Source organism: Actinotignum sp. usb-actsch-rep-73 (genome assembly GCF_059082735.1).
The window spans coordinates 44,880-64,995 of record NZ_JBHNPV010000053.1 but is presented as its reverse complement, the minus strand read 5'-3'; the positions used below and the strand labels follow the sequence as shown (position 1 = coordinate 64,995).

The window sequence follows — 20,116 nt, the reverse complement described above, 5'->3', positions numbered from 1 at the left end:
GATCAGACGCCCTTGAGGGCAGCCTTTCCGAGCTGACGGTTCAGCGTGGAGATGACGTCAAGCGGGATCTGCTTCGGGCAGACCGCAGCACACTCACCGATGTTGGTGCAGGAGCCGAAGCCCTCTTCATCCATCTGGTTGAGCATGTTGACAACGCGCTTGTAGTTCTCCGGCTTGCCCTGGGGCAGAAGCTGGAGGTGTGTCACCTTAGCCGAGGTGAACAGCATCGCCGAAGCGTTCGGGCAGGCTGCCACGCAAGCGCCACAGCCGATGCATGCAGCCGCTTCGAATGCGCGGTCTGCGTCCTGCTTCGGGACCGGGGTTGCGTGAGCATCCGGGGCTGCACCGGTGTTGACCGAAATGTAGCCACCAGCCTGGATGATGCGGTCCAGTGCGGAACGGTTGACAACCAGGTCCTTGATGACCGGGAATGCTTCTGCACGCCACGGCTCAATGGTGATGGTGTCACCGTCATGGAAAGTACGCATGTGAAGCTGGCAGGTCGTGGTGACCTCTGGGCCGTGGGCAATGCCGTTGATGACAATGCCACACTGACCGCAGATGCCTTCACGGCAGTCAGAATCGAATGCGATGGGTTCTTCACCACGTGCGAAGAGTTCCTCATTGAGGACGTCGAGCATTTCAAGGAAGGACGACTCCTCGGAGATTCCCTTCACCTGGTACTCGTGCATCGCGCCACGGTCCTCGGGACCATCTTGGCGCCAGATCTTCAGTGTCAGGTTCACTTGTAGCTCCGCTGCTTCAGCTCGATGTTGTTGTAAATGAGGTCTTCCTTGTGGAGGATCGGTGGCTGGTCTTCGCCACCCCACTCCCACGCGGCGACGTACAGGAACTTGTCGTCATCACGAAGCGCTTCACCTTCGGGGGTCTGTGACTCGGCGCGGAAGTGGCCACCACAGGATTCCTCGCGATGAAGAGCGTCGATGCACATGAGTTCACCAAGCTCCATGAAGTCGGCAACGCGACCAGCCTTTTCGAGGGACTGGTTGAGCTCACCAATGGATTTGCCGGGAACACGAACGTTCTGCCAGTAGTCCTTGCGAAGTTCGCGGATCATACCGATTGCCTTCTTCAGGCCTTCCTCGGTGCGCTCCATACCGCAGTATTCCCACATGATGTGGCCGAGTTCCTTGTGGAAGGAATCAACCGAGCGGGAACCGTTGATCGACATCAGGGTGTCGATGCGCTTCTGGGCCACAGAGAGAGCTTCAACAACGTCAGGGGACGATTCGTCCAGCTTCGGCAGATTGAAGCACTTGGAGAGGTAATCGTTGATTGTGTTCGGCAGGACGAAGTAGCCATCCGACAGGCCCTGCATGAGCGCGGATGCACCCAGGCGGTTGGCGCCGTGGTCGGAGAAGTTTGCTTCGCCAGCAACATACAGGCCAGGAAGGTTGGACTCGAGATCGTAGTCAACCCAAAGACCACCCATGGTGTAGTGGACTGCCGGGTAGATACGCATCGGCACCTCGTAGGGGTTGTCACCCGTAATACGCTCGTACATATCGAACAGGTTGCCGTACTTAGCGCTAACGGCTGCCTTGCCCATGCGACCGATGGCTTCAGCGAAGTCCAAGTAAACGCCACGTGCGACGCCAGCAATCTTCGGACCAACGCCACGGCCTTCGTCACACATGTTCTTTGCCTGACGCGATGCGATATCGCGGGGAACCAGGTTACCGAAAGACGGGTAGATGCGCTCCAGGTAGTAGTCGCGATCCTCTTCGGGGATCTGACGCGGATCCTTTTCGCAGTCTTCAGCCTTCTTCGGAACCCAAATTCGACCGTCGTTACGGAGGGACTCCGACATGAGGGTCAACTTCGACTGCTGATCACCGTGCTGCGGGATGCAGGTCGGGTGGATCTGCGTGAAGCAGGGGTTACCGAAGTAGGCACCCTTGCGGTATGCGCGCCAGATTGCGGTGGCGTTACACCCCATCGCGTTGGTCGACAGGAAGAAGACGTTTCCGTAGCCACCGGTTGCCAGAACAACTGCGTCAGCGATGTAGGTTTCCAGCTTGCCGGTTGCCATGTCACGGGCAACGATGCCACGGGCACGACCATCAGAAACGATGATCTCAACCATTTCGTGGCGCGAGTATTCCTTGACGGTGCCGGCCGCAACCTGACGTTCCAGCGCCTGGTAGGCGCCGATCAGGAGCTGCTGACCTGTCTGGCCACGCGCGTAGAACGTACGGGAGACCTGAACACCACCGAAGGAGCGGTTGTCGAGCAGACCACCGTATTCGCGCGCGAACGGAACGCCCTGTGCGACGCACTGGTCGATGATGTTCGCGCTGACCTCTGCCAGACGGTAGACGTTGGTTTCGCGGGCGCGGTAGTCACCACCCTTAACCGTGTCGTAGAAGAGGCGGTAGACGGAGTCATTGTCGTTGCGGTAGTTCTTCGCAGCGTTGATACCACCCTGCGCAGCAATGGAGTGCGCGCGACGAGCGGAGTCCTGGTAGAAGAACACGTCGACGTTGTAGCCCATTTCGCCGAGCGAAGCGGCAGCAGCGCCACCCGCAAGGCCGGTGCCTACGATGATGACACGGAGCTTACGACGGTTAGCCGGGTTCACCAGAGCGGCGGAGAACTTACGCTGTTCCCAGCATTCGGCGATTGGCACATCAAGAGGAGCCTTGGCGTCAGCGATCTTCTCGCCTTCACGGTAGAGGCCCTTGATCAGGGTTTCAGTCATGAGTAATCAGCTTCCTCAAGAGATGAATCCGGCGGCGATTGCGATCGGAGGTGCCATGAACATCACGAAGATGATGGCGCCAACGAGGCCGGAGAGGACGATCATCGGCTTACGAGTCGCGGGGCGAACCCAACCGAGCGTCTGGAACATTGACCAGAAGCCGTGCGAAACGTGAATACATGCAAGACCGACGAAGATTGCGTACACGATGACGAGCAGCGGCGAGTTGAACGATGCAACCATGCGCTCGTAAGGCGTCGAATCAGCGGTGAAGCCCGTGCGGACAGTGCCGGTCGTGAAGTGCAGGATGTGGAAGATGAAGAGGAACAGGATCAGAACGCCGGACATGCGCATGGTGCGCGCGGCGTACGAATCGGTAACGGACTTCTTCACGACGTAGCGGGTCGAACGTGCGCGACGCGAACGCTTCCACGTGTATGCAGCTGCGTACAGGTGGATGACAAGCATCAGGAGCATCGCGGCGCGGAATACCCAGATGAATCCGCCGTGCGGGAAGATCGGCACGAAAGCCTCTTCCTTCAGCCAGTGTGCGTAATGGTCATACGCTTCCTGACCGAGGAACATCTTGAGGTTGCCGTAGGAGTGGAACAGCAGGAAGAAGACGAAAATGAAGCCCGAGATGGCCATCAGTTGCTTAATAAAAACACTGGTGGTCCACGCGCGGCGCTTCTTCGTTGCGACATTTGTAGTGGCCATGTCCCAAGAATATCCACACGTCTTCGAGCGTTTTAGGACTGTTGTCCGCCCTTGGTCCTAGATGAGCGTTTTGTCAGCTCAGTTTTCCGCGTAATTTAGCAAAATTCTCAGGGGCTTCCTTGGCGGTTTGGAGGCTGGTTACGCGTGCGACAGAGATGTTTCAGGCGGGCGTTGACTGCCTTTTACCTAACCGTCCTGTTTCAAATTTCGGGCATATGACAGTTTTGAGAAACCCGTCGTAAAACGCAGGTGCGCGCCTACTTGTGTGCTCTCTTCCGCCACCGTCACGCTCGACATTGAAGGGACGAGGCCACCCACACTTTCAGTTCGTCAGATCCAATCGCATGGCGATGCCGTCTTCGAGTGGATTCTTGAAATATCCCCTCACGCGGTCCAGGACGATAAAACCTGAGCGTTCGTAGAGGCGTCGCGCAACTTCATTCGACTCGCGAACTTCAAGGAACACGTAGTCCGCTCCAGCTTCACGTGCGCGAGATACCAGCAGGTCGAGGATCTGTTTACCCAAGCCCTGGCCTCGTAAACGGGGGAAAACGCCGATTGTCATAATGTCGGCGCCATCGCCCACCACTTTCACTCCCCCGTAGCCGACAACCTGCAGGTCAGGGCCATCTGGGAGCGCCGCCAGGTAGTAGGTGGAAAACGGGGAGGCCAGCTCGTCGGCAATCATTCCCCACGTCCATGGGTCCTCCGGGAAAAGAGCTTCTTCAAGCGCAACCAGGATCTCTTCATCCCCCGGCTTTGCCTGATGAAACTCAACCGGAACGCCGGTCACATGCGCTCCATCGGCTGGCCGTGAATCTCGGGACGGCGCAGGTAGAGCGGCTCGGTGCCGAGGCGATCTTCTTCACCCCTGACCAAACGAGCAGAAACAATACGCGACAGAACTGCCGGATCTCCATCAACGATCGGCCCCTTACCCGCGAGGGCAAGGCAGTCGACGGAGTGAGCGGGAAGTTCACCCGCGCTGATGATCAGACCGTCCGCATCACGCATCGAGTTGAGCAGGCTCTGAGCCGTGCCGACCTCCAGGCGGCCGATCAGACGCACATCATCGGCACCTTCTGCGACGTAGTGTCCCCAGTACAGTTCCTTACGGCGCGCATCAGAAACGGCGTACACGTGGGTGTCCGGGGGAAGCAAGTCGAGTGCCTGGCGGGCAATGACATCCAAGCTTGAGGCTCCGTAGACGGGCGCGCCTGTCACGAGCGCAAACACTCGCGCGGAGACGAGGCCCGCGCGCAGACCGGTAAACGGTGCAGGACCCGTACCAACCAACACGCGTTCAATACCAGCGTCCTTCGCCTCGAGCGGCAGACCGGCTTGACCGAGTGCCTCGCGGACAAGCTCGGTGATCGATTCAGCGTGGTGACGCGTTGATTCGTTGTGAGCGTGTCCCACCACGGTTCCGTCTTTCAAAAGGGAAACGATCGTGGCGGCGGAGGTATCAAGGCTCAGTTCAATCACAGGGGTAATCCTACTCGTCGGATCAGCGAGTCACGATGTGAGCTTCGGGAGCGGGCGACCCTAAGAAACGCGGGGCTTGCCAATCAGTCTTCGTCCAAGGTGGCAATCAGCTCGCTGGCGCGTGCCATGACTGCGTCGAGAACGCCGTCCCAGCGGTTGGAGTGCGGGTGGAGCGTAATGGTGCGCTCGCCGTCATCCATCGTTTCAAGGTCGACCGCGTCTCCGTCGTGGGCAGCTTCACCACCAGTCTTGCGCGTGACATCAATTTCGAGGCGCTCATCAGACAGGGCTTCCGTCTTACCTTCGCCCCATTCGACGACGGTCACGGACTCTGCCAGAGAAGAATCGAGGTCCAGGGTTTCGAGGTCTTCGAGGTCGCGGATGCGATAGGCGTCGGCGTGGATCAAGTCAGGACCGTCGCTGAGGTTCGGGTGAACGCGGGCCACGATGAACGTCGGGGATGCCACGCGGCCTCGTACCCCGATTCCTTCACCCACGCCTTGAGTGAACGTCGTCTTACCCGCGCCCAGACCGCCACGCAACATGATGAGATCGCCGGCGCGCAGGTTTTCACCCAAGGCGCGCCCGAGGCACCGCGTTTCATCAGCGGAAGCAGACACCAACGACTGGGGTTCAGCGGTCATGAACAATTCTCCTCACGTCGAGCCGCGCCAATATAGAGGCGCGGGATGCGTTCGCCCAAGCGGGCAACGATTTCGTAGTTGATGGTGCCGGCTTGGCTTGCCCATTCGTCAGCCAGTGGCGCGCCGGTGGCCGGGTCACCGAAAAGGATGACGCCGTCGCCAACCTGTGCGGGCGCGTTCTCGGTGCGGCCAGTGGGCAGACTCGCTTCACCCGATGCCGGGCCAAGGTCGATGATGAACTGGTCCATACACACTCGGCCCACAATATGCGTGCGAATCGGCTCCCTATCCGTGTTGACAAGGACGGGGGCACCGTTCGATCCGGCGCGCAGAATACCGTCGGCATATCCGAGGGGCACCAGACCAACCCAACGCCTCGAGGATGAACGCCACGTGCCACCATATGAAGCAGGGGTGTCCTCTTCGATCACTTTGACACTGGTCAGTGGCGCCTGCAGGGTCATCGCGGGACGCAACCCCAAGTCAGATGCGGACGCCACAGCAGAGTCGGGACTCAGTCCGTACATACCGATGCCGGCGCGCACCATGTCGTAGTGCGCTTCGGGATGCCAGAGGATGCCTGATGTGGCACTCAGATGGCGAAGTTCCGGCCTAATTCCAGCCTGCGCCAGAATTGTGCAACCGGCCTCGAAAATGTGGACATGCGCCGCGGTTGATGCATTGCCCTCGTCGCTGGGGTCGTCCGCGCGCGACAGGTGACTCCACGCGCCGATCACCTCAACAAGACCCTCGTCGCGGGCCATCCGCACTGCCGAAGCAAGCGCCGGCAGATCCGCAAGCGTCGAACCCGCGCGCGACATGCCCGTATCGATCTTCACGTGAATGCGCGCCTTCTTACCCGTTTCGCGTGCAGCCGCGCAGATCTGGGCCAGCACCCAGGTCCAGGACACCGACAGATCCAAGTCTGCTTCGAGCGCCTGCGCCCAGTCAGCTCCCGAGGGGGCGATCCACGTCAGAATCGGCGCTTTCTCACGTGCTATTCCAGCTTCGTCGAGCGCGTATCGCAGAGTGAGTGCTTCACCGAGTTGCGCGACACCGAGCCACGAAGCTCCTGCCTCAAGCGCAGTCATCGCAACGGGAAGAATTCCATGCCCGTAGGCATCTGCCTTGACAACTGCCATCTGAATGGCCGTCGGCGCAGATTGTTTCAGCACCGCCAGATTGTCGGCAATGGCGCTGAGGTCAACGACAGCGCGCGCCGGGTACTGGGCGAAAGCGGAAGACTCTTCGTTCATCACGCTTCTAGTATCGCACCGGTGAACAAGCGCGCGTTACGGAGGGTCATCATTGTTGCGTTCACCTTCAGATTCGCGCGTCTCCCACCGCGCTTGTTCACCGTTTACTCGTCAAACCACACTGCGCTTGTTCACCAAACCCACCGTGCTTGTTCACCAAACCCACCGTGCTTGTTCACCGTTTACTCGTCAAACAGCACTGCGCTTGTTCAAGAAAACAGCTCGTCAGCACCAATTTGTTGAAACGGAGCACTGAACAAGCGCGGTAAAAATCAGGCGAGCAACTCCCCGATCACGCTCGACACGCATTTTGCAATCTGGATTGCGGTCACCGGGCCACCACTCACACTCACCTTCGACGCAGCGCGTTCGCCGGCACGCGCGTGAACAAGCGCGCCCGCAGCCAGAGCTTCAACAAGCGAAGTAGTTGATGAGCCTCGTTCACTCTTCGCACCCCACTGTGCCGCAAAGCCTGCGAGCAGGCCCGCCAGCACATCGCCACTTCCTGCGACTGCGGCCCAGCCACTCCCTCGCGGAACAACAACGATTTCGCCTTGCGGTGTTGAAAGAATGCACGAGGCCCCTTTCAGCAACACATTTGCTCCACTGAGCTTCGCAAGAAGACGCGTTGCCTCTACCGGGCACTGCTCAACCCACCAGCGAGGGCGCTTCTGGCCCCATTGGCTGAACATAGCCTCGGCTTCGCCTGCGTGAGGGGTGAGGAGCACCCGCTCCAATCCTCCCACCGTCGCCATTTCTCGGACAAAGGACAGGGCACCAGCATCAACAATCAGGGGAAGATGCGAGGCAACGCAGAACTTTGCCAGCTCGAGCGCGTTCACACGCGTATCATCATCCATTCCCGGACCAACCAGACCCGCCTGGATTCGACCACCGACACCAACGATCCCCGGCTCGAGCGTCAACACCAAGTCAAGGACTTGATCGGGCGCATCCAGACGCACCATGCCCACGCCGGAATAGCTGGCACCCAGACAACTCAGAGCGCCTGCTCCGGGGTAGGTTTCTGAGCCGACTACCAAGCCTGCGACTCCGCGCGTGTACTTGTGGTCCGCCCAATCGGGGCGAATGACAGTGCGGGCAACATCTTGGTCGGTCACGACTCGAACGTCTGATTCTTGGGCGTTAAAACCCAGCGGAACACACTGCAGAGTCCCCGTGTAATAGGCGGAGGGAGGAAGGACGAGTGGTGTCTTCAGCAATCCCATAGTGACGGTCGTTGTCGCAGACACTACTGGCCCCGTCACTTCCCCATCATCTGAGAACTGCCCGGAAGGCACGTCGACCGCGACGACCTTCACTCCCCGCGCTTGTTGAAGCTGGGCAAGCTCCTCGATGAACGAGCGCGCCGGTTCCCGAAGCTCGCCTGACGCGCCAATTCCAAGAATTCCATCGATCCAGATAGGAGCTTCCAAAGCCGTAGCAATGTTTGAAATGTCAGTGAGCGCCCACAACTTCGACCGCGCTTGTTCACCGTCAGCGCCACCGGCTGGATCCTGCTGATCGGCAAGCTTTTCCTGAACAAGCGCGTAAGCATCAAGAATCTGCACACCTGCCTCAAGCGCAACTGATCGGCCTCGTGAATGAGACTTCGGAGCAAGAAGTAGAGCCGAGCAGGAAAACCCCTGTTCAGCTAGGTAGGCGAGCGCATACAGAGCATCGCCTCCGTTGTCCCCGCCTCCAACAAGCGCGCACACGCGAGGAAGCGTCAGATAATCATCGCTTTCAACGCATCCGGGTGAAAAGGCGGGTGAACGGTGAACAAGCGCAGTGTTGCCGCGGTGAACAAGCGCGGTCACGGCTTCAGCTACTGCGTGTGCCGCTCGCTTCATTAACCAATCCGGATCGCCATCTCCAGCTTCTGTGTGGCGCGCTAAAAAGTCAGCCTCAATGGCACGCGCAGTCGCGCGATCGTTCACGAAGATCATGCAGTGATAGTGTCACCCCTTTGGGCACGCATCAACCTATTGCGCGGATTGTCGCGGTTTCTTCACTCTCAGGGGTTGGTGCCGCACGGTGAACAAGCGCGGTCGTATACACCCCAAACGGTGAACAAGCGCGGTGGTATAAGACCGGGGGATGTGCGCCAAGGCGCGGACGAAAAGGCCTCAGGCGGCGTCGAGCCCCTTAGCGACCCCCGCAAGCACCGCGCCGACGATAACCAGCGCAACACCAATGACAGTCCAACGCAGTTCGCGACCCGCGCGGTGCTCACCCAGCCAGAGGATACCGAGAGGAGTCGAAATCAGAATGCCCAGCTGCGACAGAGTGAAACCGGTCGCGACACCGACGCGTCCAGCGCCGACCTGGAGTAGGACGACGGCGGCACCCCACATCAGGCCGAGTGCCGTCATTTGCGCCATTGGGAGACTCACTAGCTTCGGAGCCTCGTCCCCCTTCCGGCGCGCGTCAACGGCGTACGCGATCAGGGCAACAAGGAAGTAGCCCGTCGACTGCGGCAACAGGATCGAGGGACCATCCAGCCCAAAGGCACGACCGATCAACACGTAACTCGAAAAAGCGAAGGTCGACGTCATCAGCAAACGCGTTCCGCGCGCCCAATCCAGGTTCTTCGTATCGGAGCCTTCCTCGGTGCGTGAGACGAACCAAATACCCAGAATGAGGACGATAATCGCAGTCGCACCGACCGGGAGCGCCCCACCGTGACGCCATTCGCCGAACAGAAGAACACCACCCAGCGAGATCGCTGCCAACTGCCCGCCCGTCGACACCGGCATCGTGCGCGAAACACCCAGCACGTTGAAAGCAGCGACCTGGTCCACCAGACCCCAGCCGACAATCAATCCGGTAACAAAAGCGACGATCACATCGCGCACATTCCACTGAACCCCAAGGAAGGGCGTGACTGCGAGCGCAAAAATAAAACCACCCATCGTCAAACCGAGAACACGCTGCTGGTCAGTTGTCTTGACCGCGCCGGTGATGGTGGTTTGAAGGCCAAACAAAATCGATGGAACGAGCGCCCAGAGAATGTCGATCACGATAATCTCAATCCTGTTTTTGGTGTACGAGGCCGGGCTCGCATACTCGGTCAACAAGCGGATACAGCCCGATGGTAGTGGGATTTGTCCCACGAAAGCGAAAACGTCCGCACAAAACGAATCCTGCGTCTGCCACGACGTGTGGCAGACGCAGGAAAAGTCCAGTCAGGGATGCTTACTCAACGGTCACAGACTTAGCGAGGTTGCGTGGTTGATCGACGTCAAGGCCCTTCACGGTTGCAAGTTCGCAGGCGAAGATCTGCAGTGGGACAACCGTCAACAGGGGTGCGTACAGCGTCGGAATCGGAGGAATCCTGAACACGATTTCAGCGAATTCGTCGACGGAGGTGTCGCCTTCTTCAGCGATGACGATGGTCTTTGCACCGCGAGCGCGAACTTCCTGAATGTTTGCCAGAACCTTGTTGTGCAGTTCGGGACGACGCGGGGTCGGAACAACGATGATGACTGGCTGGCCTTCGTCGACCAGTGCGATCGGGCCGTGCTTGAGTTCGCCGGCCGCGAAGCCTTCTGCGTGGATGTAGCAGATTTCCTTGAGCTTCAAGGCGCCTTCAAGGGCAACCGGGTATCCGACGTGGCGACCGAGGTAGATGACGGACGTCGCGTGTTTCATGGTGCGAGCAAACTGTCGGACAGTCTCGCCCTGATCGAGGATCTTCTGGATCTTCGCCGGTGCTTCAGCCAGCTTTTCCATGTAGTCGATGATCTCGTCGGAGTACTTGTTGCCACGAACTTGGGCAAGGTACAGGCCAAGGATGAAGCAGGCGGTGACCTGAGACGTGAACGCCTTGGTGGAGGCGACAGCGATTTCCGGGCCCGCGTGGGTCAGCAGAACAGCGTCGGACTCACGCGAAATAGTCGAGCCCGGAGTATTCACGATCGCCACGACCTTCGCGCCCTGCTCGCGAGCGTGACGGATCGCCTGGATCGTGTCCATGGTTTCACCGGACTGCGAGATGGCCACGACCAGTGTTTTTTCGGTGACGACCGGGTCGCGGTAGCGGAACTCAGAGGAAAGCTCGACCTCGACGGGGATACGGCACCAGTGTTCGATCGCGTACTTGGCGACCTGACCGGCGTAGGACGCGGTACCGCAACCGATCATGACGATCTTGTCGACGCCACGCAGAATGTACTCGGGGATACGGACCTCGTCGAGTGCAAGGTGACCGGTGGAATCGATACGGTCTTCCAAGGTTTCGCGAACACCACGGGGCTGTTCGTGAATTTCCTTTTCCATGAAGGTCGGCCAGCCGTCCTTCGTCGCGCGATCCGAAGTGAAGTCAACTTCGTATTCCTTGAGCGGAACAACATTCCCATCATGGCCAAGAACAGTCACGCCACGAGCCGTGACAATGGCCATCTGATCCTGATCGATCTCGACAGCGCGGTTCGTGTGCTCAATGAATGCCAAAACGTCAGAACCGAGGAAGTTTTCGCCGTCACCCAAACCAACGACCAGAGGCGAAGAACGGCGTGCCGCAAGAATAACCTCCGGCGCATCGGCTGAAACGAGTAGCAGCGTGAATGTGCCCTGCAGGCGCTCAGTAACAGCGCGCATCGCAGCAATCAGGCGACGAACAGTATCTTCGCCAGCGTGCACTCCGGCAAGAGAGCCGCCCCACTGCCCAGCGGTCCCGGCCTCGTACATCTTGGCAATCAGGTGGACGACAACCTCAGTATCCGTATCGGACGCAAAAGTGACGCCATCGGCGCGAAGTTCGGCGCGCAACGCGTCAGCATTTTCGATGATGCCATTGTGTACCAGAGCGAAACGACCGTCTGCGGACGAATGCGGGTGAGCATTCGCAACAGTCGGACGACCGTGCGTCGCCCAACGAGTATGACCGATCGCAGCGAAAGCATCGGCAGGCTTGAGGACCTCGATCTTGTCAGCAAGGTTCGCGAGCTTACCGACCGCGCGAATCACCTCCAGGCCGTCCGGAGTTGACAGAGCCAAACCGGCAGAGTCGTATCCTCGGTATTCCAGGCGAGCGAGGCCCCCCATGACGACCTCACGCGAACGAGCCGACGGGGTGCAACCAATATGTCCAACAATTCCACACATGCAAGCAATTCCAGCACATCGAGCGGAGTTGCGCTCGTCGCCTTGCCCATGTCCGACAGATACCCGCCATTCTTCACACTTTTGCCTCAAAGGTGCATTCGAACAAGCGAGTGCGAGACAATGCCATCGTGACTTCCCACAACGCACACGCCTACTCTGCGATCTCCCCTTTTACGCGCATTGAACGCGCCGATTGGGATAGGTTGGTCGACCACACTCCCCTGCCGTTGACGCAAGAAGACATCACCAGGATCGCTTCCTTGGGCGACCCCATCGACATGAGCGAAGTCGACGCGATTTATCGCCCTTTGTCTGCGCTCCTTCAGCTGTACGTTGACGGCAGGCGACGCACCGCCCGCGAGCGCGCCACCTTCCTGGGCGAGCAAACGCCCACACCCACCCCTTTCGTCATCGGAATTGCCGGCTCTGTTGCCGTTGGAAAGTCAACCGTCGCCCGCCTTCTACAACTTCTGCTCCAGCGTTGGGAGCACACCCCGCGCGTCGACCTGGTGACAACCGACGGCTTCCTCTATCCGAACGCCGTGCTCGAAGAAAAGGGCATCATGGCACGCAAGGGCTTCCCGGAGTCCTACGACCGTCAGGCTCTGCTGAATTTCTTGGCCGCCGTGAAGTCGGGGGCGGGCGACGTCACTGCTCCCGTGTACTCGCATGTCATCTACGACGTTGTCCCGGGCAAAATCCTCCACATTGAGGCTCCCGACATTCTGATCGTCGAGGGAGTGAACGTTCTGCAACCCCCGCGCCTCCACCCTGGGGCGCTCGGTGTTTCCGTGTCTGACTACTTCGACTTCTCGATCTACGTCGATGCTGAAGAATCCGACATCGAGCAGTGGTATGTCGACCGGTTCCTCACTCTTCGCCAAACTGCCTTCTCGCGTGAAGATTCCTTCTTCCGCACTTACGCCAGTTTGACGGACACGGAGGCCGAAGCGACAGCGCGCATGGTCTGGTCGGCAATTAACTTGCCAAACCTGCGTGAAAACATCGCTCCCACTCGCGAACGCGCCACGATGATCTTCCACAAAGACCAGGATCACCGCGTCGATTCGTTGCTACTGCGTAAGGACTAGCGACCACCTTTCCCAGTTCGTGTCAGGGGCGACGAGGTCCCTTCTGAGACGCTGAACGCCTCTGGTGGTGAAGACAAAGCTCAACGGGCTCGGTAGAGGATTCCCCTACCGAGCCCGTTGATTGTCTCAGTCACGCCCCTCAGCGGATGCCTCGTATCAGATCGCCAAGTTTTCCTTCACCACGTCAGCGAGTGAGGCTGCGACTAAATCAGCCTGTTCCTGGGTGGCGGCCTCAACCATGACGCGCACCAACGGCTCGGTGCCCGACGGGCGAAGAAGAACACGACCGGTATCGCCGAGCTGTGCTTCAGCAGCCTTGACAGCCGTCGCAACAGCTTCGTTCGTCGCTGCACCGCTACGGTCAACCCCGCCCACATTGATGAGTGTCTGGGGCAAGCGCTCAACGAACGCAGTCAGATCCGCCAGGGAGCGACCGGATTCCTTCACCATGCGAGCAACCAGCAGGGACGACAGGATGCCATCACCCGTCGTTGCATGGTCGAGATCAATAATGTGGCCGGACTGTTCGCCGCCCAGCACATAGTTGGAGGCGCGCATTTCTTCGAGCACGTAACGGTCACCGACTGCGGTCTGAACCGTCTTAATACCTTTGTCACGCATCGCGAGAATCAGACCGAGGTTCGACATCACGGTCACGACAAGGGTGTCTCCCTTGAGCTTGCCACGCTCACGCGCATCCACCGCGAGTGCGCCCATGATCTTGTCACCGTCGATCAGGTTGCCTTCAGCATCGACTGCCAAGCAACGGTCTGCGTCACCATCGTAGGCGACACCGAAGTCTGCCTTGTGCTCGACGACGGCCTTCTGCAGGCCTTCAGGGTGGGTTGAACCAGCATTGAGGTTGATATTGCGGCCGTCGGGTTCAGCGTTGATCACGATGACCTCGGCACCCGCTTCACGTAGCGTTAGCGGACCAAGCTCGAAGGCGGCACCATTAGCACAGTCAACGACGATTGTCAGACCATTCAAGTCCGTGTTCACAGACTTCACCACATGGTCAACGTACAGGCGCTTCGCCTTCTCATGTTGCTCGTCGACCTCGCCGACACCGTCGCCGGTCGGGCGATCCCACTCGGTTCCGATCAGTGCTTCAATCTCATCTTCAACCGCGTCGGGGAGCTTGTAGCCACCCTGCGCGAAGAACTTAATGCCGTTGTCAGCCATCGGGTTGTGTGACGCCGAGATCATGACACCCAAGTCAATGTCGTCCTGCGAAGCAGTCAGGTAGGCAACGGTCGGAGTCGTCACAACGCCAAGAAGAGTCACGTCCATGCCTGCGCTTGCAAGCCCGGCAGCCAGAGCGTGCTCAAGGAACTCACCCGAAATGCGCGTATCTCGACCAATGACGACACGCGCTTTCGTCCCGTCACTGCGGAGCGCACCAAAGTAGCGAGCAGCAGCTTCACCGATCTTCAGCGCCAGGTCAGCCGTAATATCAACATTCGCGAGGCCACGGACACCGTCGGTGCCAAACATTCGTGCCATTTTAGTTCCTTCATTCACGCCGGCATCGCGCCGGAAAGCGTTGTGTCAGTTGCCCCCTAGCGTACCCGTGGCCCCGGCGAGTTCGGTTCTTCTGCGGCCCCGTCTGTCACTTTGCGAGAATTTCCACCCTCGCGTATTTCCGGTATCGCAAAGGACCACGAGGCCCGGATTCCGCTCTTCCCACCGCGCTTGTTCACCGCCAACACCGCAAAAACAGCGCGCTTGTTCACCGCCAACACCACAAAAGCAGCGCGCTTGTTCACCGCTGACACCCAAAAAGACCGCGCTCGTTCACCACTAACACCCAAAAAGACCACGCTCGTTCACCACTAACACCCAAAAAGACCGCGCTCGTTCAGTGCGAGGCATCAACAAGTACGCGGCCTCGTCAATGAGAGACCACGCACACGACAAAGCCGGATGCCGTGAACAAGCGCGCTAGTCGCCGAGTAGCACGATGCCCTAAAAACACTTGTGGCCCCGCTCCACAAGGAGCAGGGCCACAAGCCAAGAAAACGAAGGATCAGCGCTTCGAGAACTGCGAAGCCTTACGTGCCTTCTTGAGGCCTGCCTTCTTACGTTCGATGACGCGAGCGTCACGAGTCAGGAAGCCAGCCTTCTTGAGTGCCGGGCGGTTGGCATCGCGGTCGATCTCATTGAGAGCGCGCGAAATGCCGAGGCGCAGGGCGCCTGCCTGGCCGGAGATGCCGCCACCGTTGATACGGGCGACAACGTCGAAACGGCCATCAAGGTCAAGAAGGACGAACGGGGACTTCACGAGCTGCTGGTGCAGCTTGTTCGGGAAGTAATCCTCGAGGGTGCGTCCGTTGATCTTCCATTCGCCGGTTCCAGGAACCAGACGAACACGGGCAACGGCCTCCTTGCGGCGACCAAGGCCCGCGCCGGGCGCGGTGATGGACTGGCCGGCGCCTGCGGGCGCGGTTTCAGTCTCAGTGGTGTACGAGCTAGGGGCGTTCTCCTCATCCAGCTCGACGATTTCGGTGGTCTCAGCCACGGTTCTCCTCAGTGCTTATGTCGATTATTCAGTGGCACGAAGCTCACTGAGCAACCTGGGTGATCTCGTAGGGAACCGGCGACTGGCCGGCGTGGGGGTGCTCAGCACCGGCGTAAACATGCAGCTTCTTGAACTGCATACGGCCGAGGCTGGTGTGAGGAAGCATGCCGCGAACGGCCTTCTCAACCGCGCGCTCAGGCGACTTGGCCATGAGGTCACGGTAGGAGGTTGAGGTCAGACCACCGGGACGACCAGAGTGGCGGTAGGCCATCTTCTGTTCGAGCTTCTTACCGGTCAGAACGACCTTGTCCGCATTAATGATGATGACGTTGTCACCCATATCCATGTGAGGGGCGAACGTCGGCTTGTGCTTCCCACGAAGAATGGCGGCAACCTGAGCCGCCAGGCGGCCGAGGACGACGTCAGTGGCGTCGATGACGTACCACTTCTTGTCTGCGTCCCCAGGCTTGGGTGAATAGGTGCGCACGGGCGTAACCTTCAATTCTTATCAGTCATGGAGCGTCGATCCCCAATGTCAGGATCGCGCTCGCGATGTAACGGTTCGCGCGAGGCGTCAGTTGCAACTCAACGGCGAGTGGGAATACACCGAGGGCGCTAGCTAACGCACAGCGTCATCAAGTCTATCGGGCAGGATTGAGCCGGTCAAAGTTGCCGGGCCTTTGTGTCCGATTCCTCAGTTGCTACTCCCTACCCCCACCGCGCTTGTTCACCGTGCGGGCAACCCGAAGAAAACCGTTCCGGTGATGATCCCGGCCCCGTGAATTGGTGAACAAGCACGCACGAACGCTGGCGCACCAAGGCAGACTGGGCCTAACTCCCGTCGCCACAACACGAATCGCGACGCGACCGCGCTTGTTGAGCGCGCGAGGCCCACTGATCCGGCGCCGGATAGTCCACGCCCTCCAAAGTCAGTCCGTGCGCAGGAGCAATCGGCGCCGCGCTTGTTCGAGAGCAGGCTTGAAGCAGCTCATACGGCCAGTCGACGCTCCGGCGACCCAAACCCACTTCAACAAGCGCGCCAACAAGCGAACGCACCATCGAGTGGCAGAACGCATCAGCGTCGACAAAACACTCAACAAGCACGGACTCTGATACGCCCTGTTGGGGAGTAAGCGCCCCCGAACGGTGAACAAGCGCTGTCGAAGACGGCTTGAATTCCAGGCGCGTCAGCGCGCGAATCGTTGTGGCTCCTTCGCGTGGCCGGCAGTACGACAGAAAATCATGCTCGCCAAGCAATGGGGCTGCTGCCCGATTCATCAAGTCAACATCTAGAGGTTGTTCAAGACTCAGAACATCAAAACGGCGGAGCGGATCGACTGCCCCGCTCATCAGCCGGTAGCAGTAATGACGTCCTAGAGCAGAAAAACGCGCATCAAAATCCGACGAAACAACATGCGCCTCGCGGATCACAACATCGGCCGTACCTTTGGGCGCATTCAGGGCTCGATCGCGCATCCACTGCCCATACGCGCGCGCAATCACACCGTTCAATCGGCGAACAAGCGCGTTCGCACAGGCCTCCGCAGTCGCTTCCGCCCCTCGAGGCGCGAGCTTTTCCCACCGCGCTTGTTCAACGTCGAAGTGGACCACTTGATGGCGCGCGTGCACTCCGGCATCCGTTCGCCCAGCGACCGTCAGCACAGTTGGGCACCGAAGTACGAGGCCTAAGCCAGCTTCAATTTCACCTTGCACGGTTCGTTGGCCTGGCTGGGAAGCCCACCCGTGGAAATTCGTCCCGTCGTAGCTGAGGTCAAGACGGATGCGAAGAGTGTGAGGCGCTTGAACAAGCGCAGCGGATTCTTCAACAAGCGCGACAGGTTCGTGAACAAGCGCGGTAAAAGCTAAGGGGTCGGAGTTGCTCATAGAGACCACGCGCGCACTCCCCCGATGATGCCTGCATCATTGGGCACGATGATGACATCGTCACCTAGGCGGGCGCGATGTCCGCTTGTAATCAGCTTCGAGTTGCCGCCTCCAAGGTAGAGACGGTCCCACATGTACATGGGACGAAGTCCATCGATGACGCGACGGACGCGACGCGACCAGTGTGCATCGCCAAGTCGTAGCCGTTCGTGTTCCCCGATGTAATCGTCGTAGGTCAGGCCCCAACGGACGAAGCCCTGCGACACTTCAACGTGAGGTGCCAGCACTCCGGAATCAAAGACTGCATTTCCAAGGCCCGTCCCCAGGGTGATGATCATTTCGAGCCCCGTACCGGTAATGACACCGGCTCCAGCAACCTCGGCGTCATTCAAAACCTTCGTGGGCAAGCCAAGCGCCCTTTCGATGCCTCCTCTCATGTCGAAATGGTCCCAACGTTCAACAAGTTCGGGAACCACTTTGGAGCGAGGGCCGGAGCGCGTGATGTAGTGCGGGGTAGCCACAACCACTCCGTGTCGGATCATTCCAGGCATTCCCATAGTCACACGGTCAGCTTGAGGGAGCTTGTTCGCCAGATCCTGCGCAACTTCGATCAAGAGCTCCGGCGGTAGCGGGTACGGCGTAGGCGTGCGAATCGCCGGTGCGATCATCGTGCCTCGTTCGTCAACGACGGAGCCTTTAATTCCGCCACCACCGCAGTCAATTGCGAGCGTCATGGGTTCAGACATGCCACCAACTCTAACGATCCACCGCGCTTGTTCACCGATTTAGTCCGAATTGTCGTCGATTCCCACCGCGCTTGTTCACCGCCATGGGCCCGCCTGCATATGCCCGATAGTCGGCCTGAGCATGAACAAGCGTGGTCACAAAACACCCCAAACGTGAACAAGCAGAGCCACAAAAACACGCCACGCCTGAACAAGCGCGGTGGACGCAAACAAAAAGGTGGGGCCGGAAACGCATCAGCGTCTCCGACCCCACCTCAAAAGTGAGAGTCAATCACGGGCAAGCCCGCGACCTAGTCACTCAGCTTCAGATGCCTCAACCTCGGTCTCTTCAGACTTGGGGGCTTCCTCAACCTTTTCAGCAGGCTTTTCAGCTGCCTTGGCGGCAGTGTCTTCAGCCTTCTTCACAACAGCCTTCTTCTCGAGCTTCTCGAGAACGATTTCGATGCGCATGAGAGGAGCGTTGTCACCCTTACGGTTACCAACGCGGATGAGGCGGGTATAGCCACCCTGACGCTCAGAATCGATGGCCGGCGCGATCTCGTCGAAGAGCACGTAGAGCGCTTCCTTCGAGGTGATCTTCTTAGCAACCGTGCGACGAGCGTGCATGTCGCCACGCTTTGCCTTGGTCACGAGCTTCTCGAAGTAAGGCTGCAGAAGCTTAGCCTTAGCTTCGGTGGTCGTGAGTGCGCGGTGTTCGATGAGCTGAGTCGCGAGGTTCGACAGGATCAGCTTCTGGTGTGCCGGGCTTCCGCCCAGACGAGCACCCTTCTTGGGGGTGGGCATTGTGTCTCCTACGGATTAGGTGCGTCCATCGGACGCATAAGGGTCAGATGGACTGTTCGTCGCTGAACTGGACCGAACCAGACTCAGAGGCACCCGGGATCGGCATAACCGAATCCTTGAGTGTCATGCCGAGAGTGGCCAGAGATTCCTTGATCTCTTCGATCGACTTGGTGCCGAAGTTACGAATATCAAGAAGATCAGCCTCGGAGTGAGCGACAAGCTCGCCCACGGTGAGGATCCCACGACGACGCAGCGCGTTGTAAGAACGAGACTGCAGGTTCAGGCTTTCGATCGGCAGAGCAAGGTCTGCTGCGAGGGTTTCGTCGGTGGTCGACGGACCCACTTCGATGCCTTCTGCTTCCTCGTTCAGTTCGCGCATGAGGCCGAACAGTTCAACAAGGGTCTTACCAGCCGATGCAAGAGCATCACGCGGGGTGATCGCCGACTTGGTCTCCACGTCGATGACGAGGCGATCAAAGTCGGTACGCTGCTCAACACGAGTTGCCTCGACCTTGTAGGTGACCTTGACAACCGGCGAGTAGATCGAATCGATCGGAATCCGCGAGATTTCAGCCTGAGGATCCTTGTTCTGCGCCGCGGAAACGTAACCGCGTCCACGCTCAACGGTCAGTTCGATCTCGAGCTTGCCCTTGTCATTGAGGGTGGCAAGGTGAAGATCCGGATTGTGGATCTCAACGCCTGCCGGCGGGGTGATGTCGCCAGCGAGGACGACACCGGGGCCGGCCTTACGCAGGTACATCACGACGGGTTCATCCATCTCAGAGGAGAGGACGATCTGCTTGATGTTGAGGATGATCTCTGCGACATCCTCCTTCACACCTTCGATAGTGCGGAATTCGTGGGCAACGCCATCGATACGGATGGACGTAACCGCCGCACCCGGGATCGAAGAGAGCAGGGTACGACGCAGGGAATTACCCAGCGTGTAACCGAAGCCCGGTTCGAGGGGTTCGAGTGTGAAGCGTGAACGGTGTTCGCTGACTTTTTCCTCGGTGAGGATTGGTCGCTCTGCAATGAGCACGTCTTGGTCCTTTCTTCCCGGCGCCCGCCATATGACGCCGGACAGTGGATCCCACATGAGTGGGACGGAGGGTGTGAGCACGACCGAATGGTGTACTCAGACGTGGGGATGCGATG

18 protein-coding genes are annotated in these 20,116 nt (G+C 59.1%); 1 reads left to right on the top strand and 17 read right to left on the bottom strand.

The window, feature by feature from the left end; translation table 11 throughout:
- Nucleotides 1-2 precede the first annotated feature (2 nt).
- The 10 genes from AC5RE1_RS03790 to glmS form a co-directional block, all read right to left on the bottom strand.
- Nucleotides 3-746, bottom strand: a complete 744-nt coding sequence (locus AC5RE1_RS03790; protein ID WP_006681455.1) for a succinate dehydrogenase/fumarate reductase iron-sulfur subunit — start codon at nucleotides 744-746, stop codon at nucleotides 3-5.
- Nucleotides 743-2,722: a fumarate reductase/succinate dehydrogenase flavoprotein subunit gene (locus AC5RE1_RS03785; RefSeq protein WP_493938366.1), complete on the bottom strand. Its 1,980-nt coding sequence runs from the start codon at nucleotides 2,720-2,722 to the stop codon at nucleotides 743-745. The genes AC5RE1_RS03790 and AC5RE1_RS03785 overlap by 4 nt, the downstream gene beginning before the upstream one ends.
- Nucleotides 2,723-2,737: 15 nt before the next feature.
- Nucleotides 2,738-3,439, bottom strand: coding sequence for a succinate dehydrogenase cytochrome b subunit (locus tag AC5RE1_RS03780; RefSeq protein ID WP_006681457.1), 702 nt, complete (start codon nucleotides 3,437-3,439; stop codon nucleotides 2,738-2,740).
- A 322-nt stretch (nucleotides 3,440-3,761) separates the two neighbouring features.
- Nucleotides 3,762-4,232, bottom strand: coding sequence for a ribosomal protein S18-alanine N-acetyltransferase (gene rimI, locus AC5RE1_RS03775; protein WP_493938365.1), 471 nt, complete (start codon nucleotides 4,230-4,232; stop codon nucleotides 3,762-3,764).
- On the bottom strand, nucleotides 4,229-4,924 hold the full coding sequence (gene tsaB, locus AC5RE1_RS03770; protein WP_493938364.1) for a tRNA (adenosine(37)-N6)-threonylcarbamoyltransferase complex dimerization subunit type 1 TsaB: 696 nt from the start codon (nucleotides 4,922-4,924) through the stop codon (nucleotides 4,229-4,231). Before tsaB ends, rimI begins: the two co-directional genes overlap by 4 nt.
- Before the next feature lie 83 nt (nucleotides 4,925-5,007).
- A complete protein-coding gene (tsaE, locus tag AC5RE1_RS03765; protein WP_493938363.1) occupies nucleotides 5,008-5,568 on the bottom strand; it encodes a tRNA (adenosine(37)-N6)-threonylcarbamoyltransferase complex ATPase subunit type 1 TsaE in 561 nt (186 codons plus the stop codon).
- Complete coding sequence (gene alr, locus AC5RE1_RS03760) at nucleotides 5,565-6,824, bottom strand: alanine racemase (RefSeq protein ID WP_493938368.1); 1,260 nt, start codon at nucleotides 6,822-6,824, stop codon at nucleotides 5,565-5,567. Before alr ends, tsaE begins: the two co-directional genes overlap by 4 nt.
- 272 nt (nucleotides 6,825-7,096) lie before the next feature.
- On the bottom strand, nucleotides 7,097-8,773 hold the full coding sequence (locus AC5RE1_RS03755; RefSeq protein ID WP_103631679.1) for a bifunctional ADP-dependent NAD(P)H-hydrate dehydratase/NAD(P)H-hydrate epimerase: 1,677 nt from the start codon (nucleotides 8,771-8,773) through the stop codon (nucleotides 7,097-7,099).
- Nucleotides 8,774-8,953: 180 nt separating this feature from the next.
- Complete coding sequence (locus tag AC5RE1_RS03750; protein ID WP_103631681.1) at nucleotides 8,954-9,847, bottom strand: GRP family sugar transporter; 894 nt, start codon at nucleotides 9,845-9,847, stop codon at nucleotides 8,954-8,956.
- Nucleotides 9,848-10,022: 175 nt separating this feature from the next.
- Entirely contained in the window at nucleotides 10,023-11,933 is a 1,911-nt protein-coding gene (glmS, locus tag AC5RE1_RS03745) for a glutamine--fructose-6-phosphate transaminase (isomerizing) (protein WP_493938362.1), read from the bottom strand.
- Between the two features lie 128 nt (nucleotides 11,934-12,061).
- Here glmS and coaA point away from each other — a divergent pair, with 128 nt between their 5' ends.
- Entirely contained in the window at nucleotides 12,062-13,024 is a 963-nt protein-coding gene (gene coaA, locus AC5RE1_RS03740) for a type I pantothenate kinase (RefSeq protein WP_006681465.1), read from the top strand.
- 156 nt (nucleotides 13,025-13,180) lie between these two features.
- Here coaA and glmM read toward each other — a convergent pair whose 3' ends face one another.
- The 7 genes from glmM to AC5RE1_RS03705 all read right to left on the bottom strand — a co-directional run bounded on the left by glmM (nucleotide 13,181) and on the right by AC5RE1_RS03705 (nucleotide 20,000).
- Nucleotides 13,181-14,530 (bottom strand): phosphoglucosamine mutase, encoded by a 1,350-nt coding sequence (glmM, locus tag AC5RE1_RS03735; RefSeq protein ID WP_493938361.1) that lies wholly within the window; start codon nucleotides 14,528-14,530, stop codon nucleotides 13,181-13,183.
- 523 nt (nucleotides 14,531-15,053) lie between these two features.
- On the bottom strand, nucleotides 15,054-15,545 hold the full coding sequence (gene rpsI, locus AC5RE1_RS03730) for a 30S ribosomal protein S9 (protein WP_006681467.1): 492 nt from the start codon (nucleotides 15,543-15,545) through the stop codon (nucleotides 15,054-15,056).
- 43 nt (nucleotides 15,546-15,588) lie between these two features.
- Nucleotides 15,589-16,032 carry a 50S ribosomal protein L13 gene (gene rplM, locus AC5RE1_RS03725; protein WP_103631684.1) on the bottom strand — a complete coding sequence of 148 codons (444 nt, stop codon included), beginning with the start codon at nucleotides 16,030-16,032 and terminating at the stop codon, nucleotides 15,589-15,591.
- 344 nt (nucleotides 16,033-16,376) lie between these two features.
- Nucleotides 16,377-17,438, bottom strand: coding sequence for a tRNA pseudouridine synthase A (locus AC5RE1_RS03720; RefSeq protein ID WP_493938360.1), 1,062 nt, complete (start codon nucleotides 17,436-17,438; stop codon nucleotides 16,377-16,379).
- Nucleotides 17,426-18,175, bottom strand: a complete 750-nt coding sequence (locus AC5RE1_RS03715; RefSeq protein WP_006681470.1) for an ROK family protein — start codon at nucleotides 18,173-18,175, stop codon at nucleotides 17,426-17,428. Before AC5RE1_RS03715 ends, AC5RE1_RS03720 begins: the two co-directional genes overlap by 13 nt.
- Before the next feature lie 294 nt (nucleotides 18,176-18,469).
- Entirely contained in the window at nucleotides 18,470-18,958 is a 489-nt protein-coding gene (rplQ, locus tag AC5RE1_RS03710; protein WP_006681471.1) for a 50S ribosomal protein L17, read from the bottom strand.
- Between the two features lie 43 nt (nucleotides 18,959-19,001).
- Nucleotides 19,002-20,000, bottom strand: a complete 999-nt coding sequence (locus AC5RE1_RS03705) for a DNA-directed RNA polymerase subunit alpha (RefSeq protein WP_006681472.1) — start codon at nucleotides 19,998-20,000, stop codon at nucleotides 19,002-19,004.
- Between the last annotated feature and the right edge of the window lie 116 nt (nucleotides 20,001-20,116).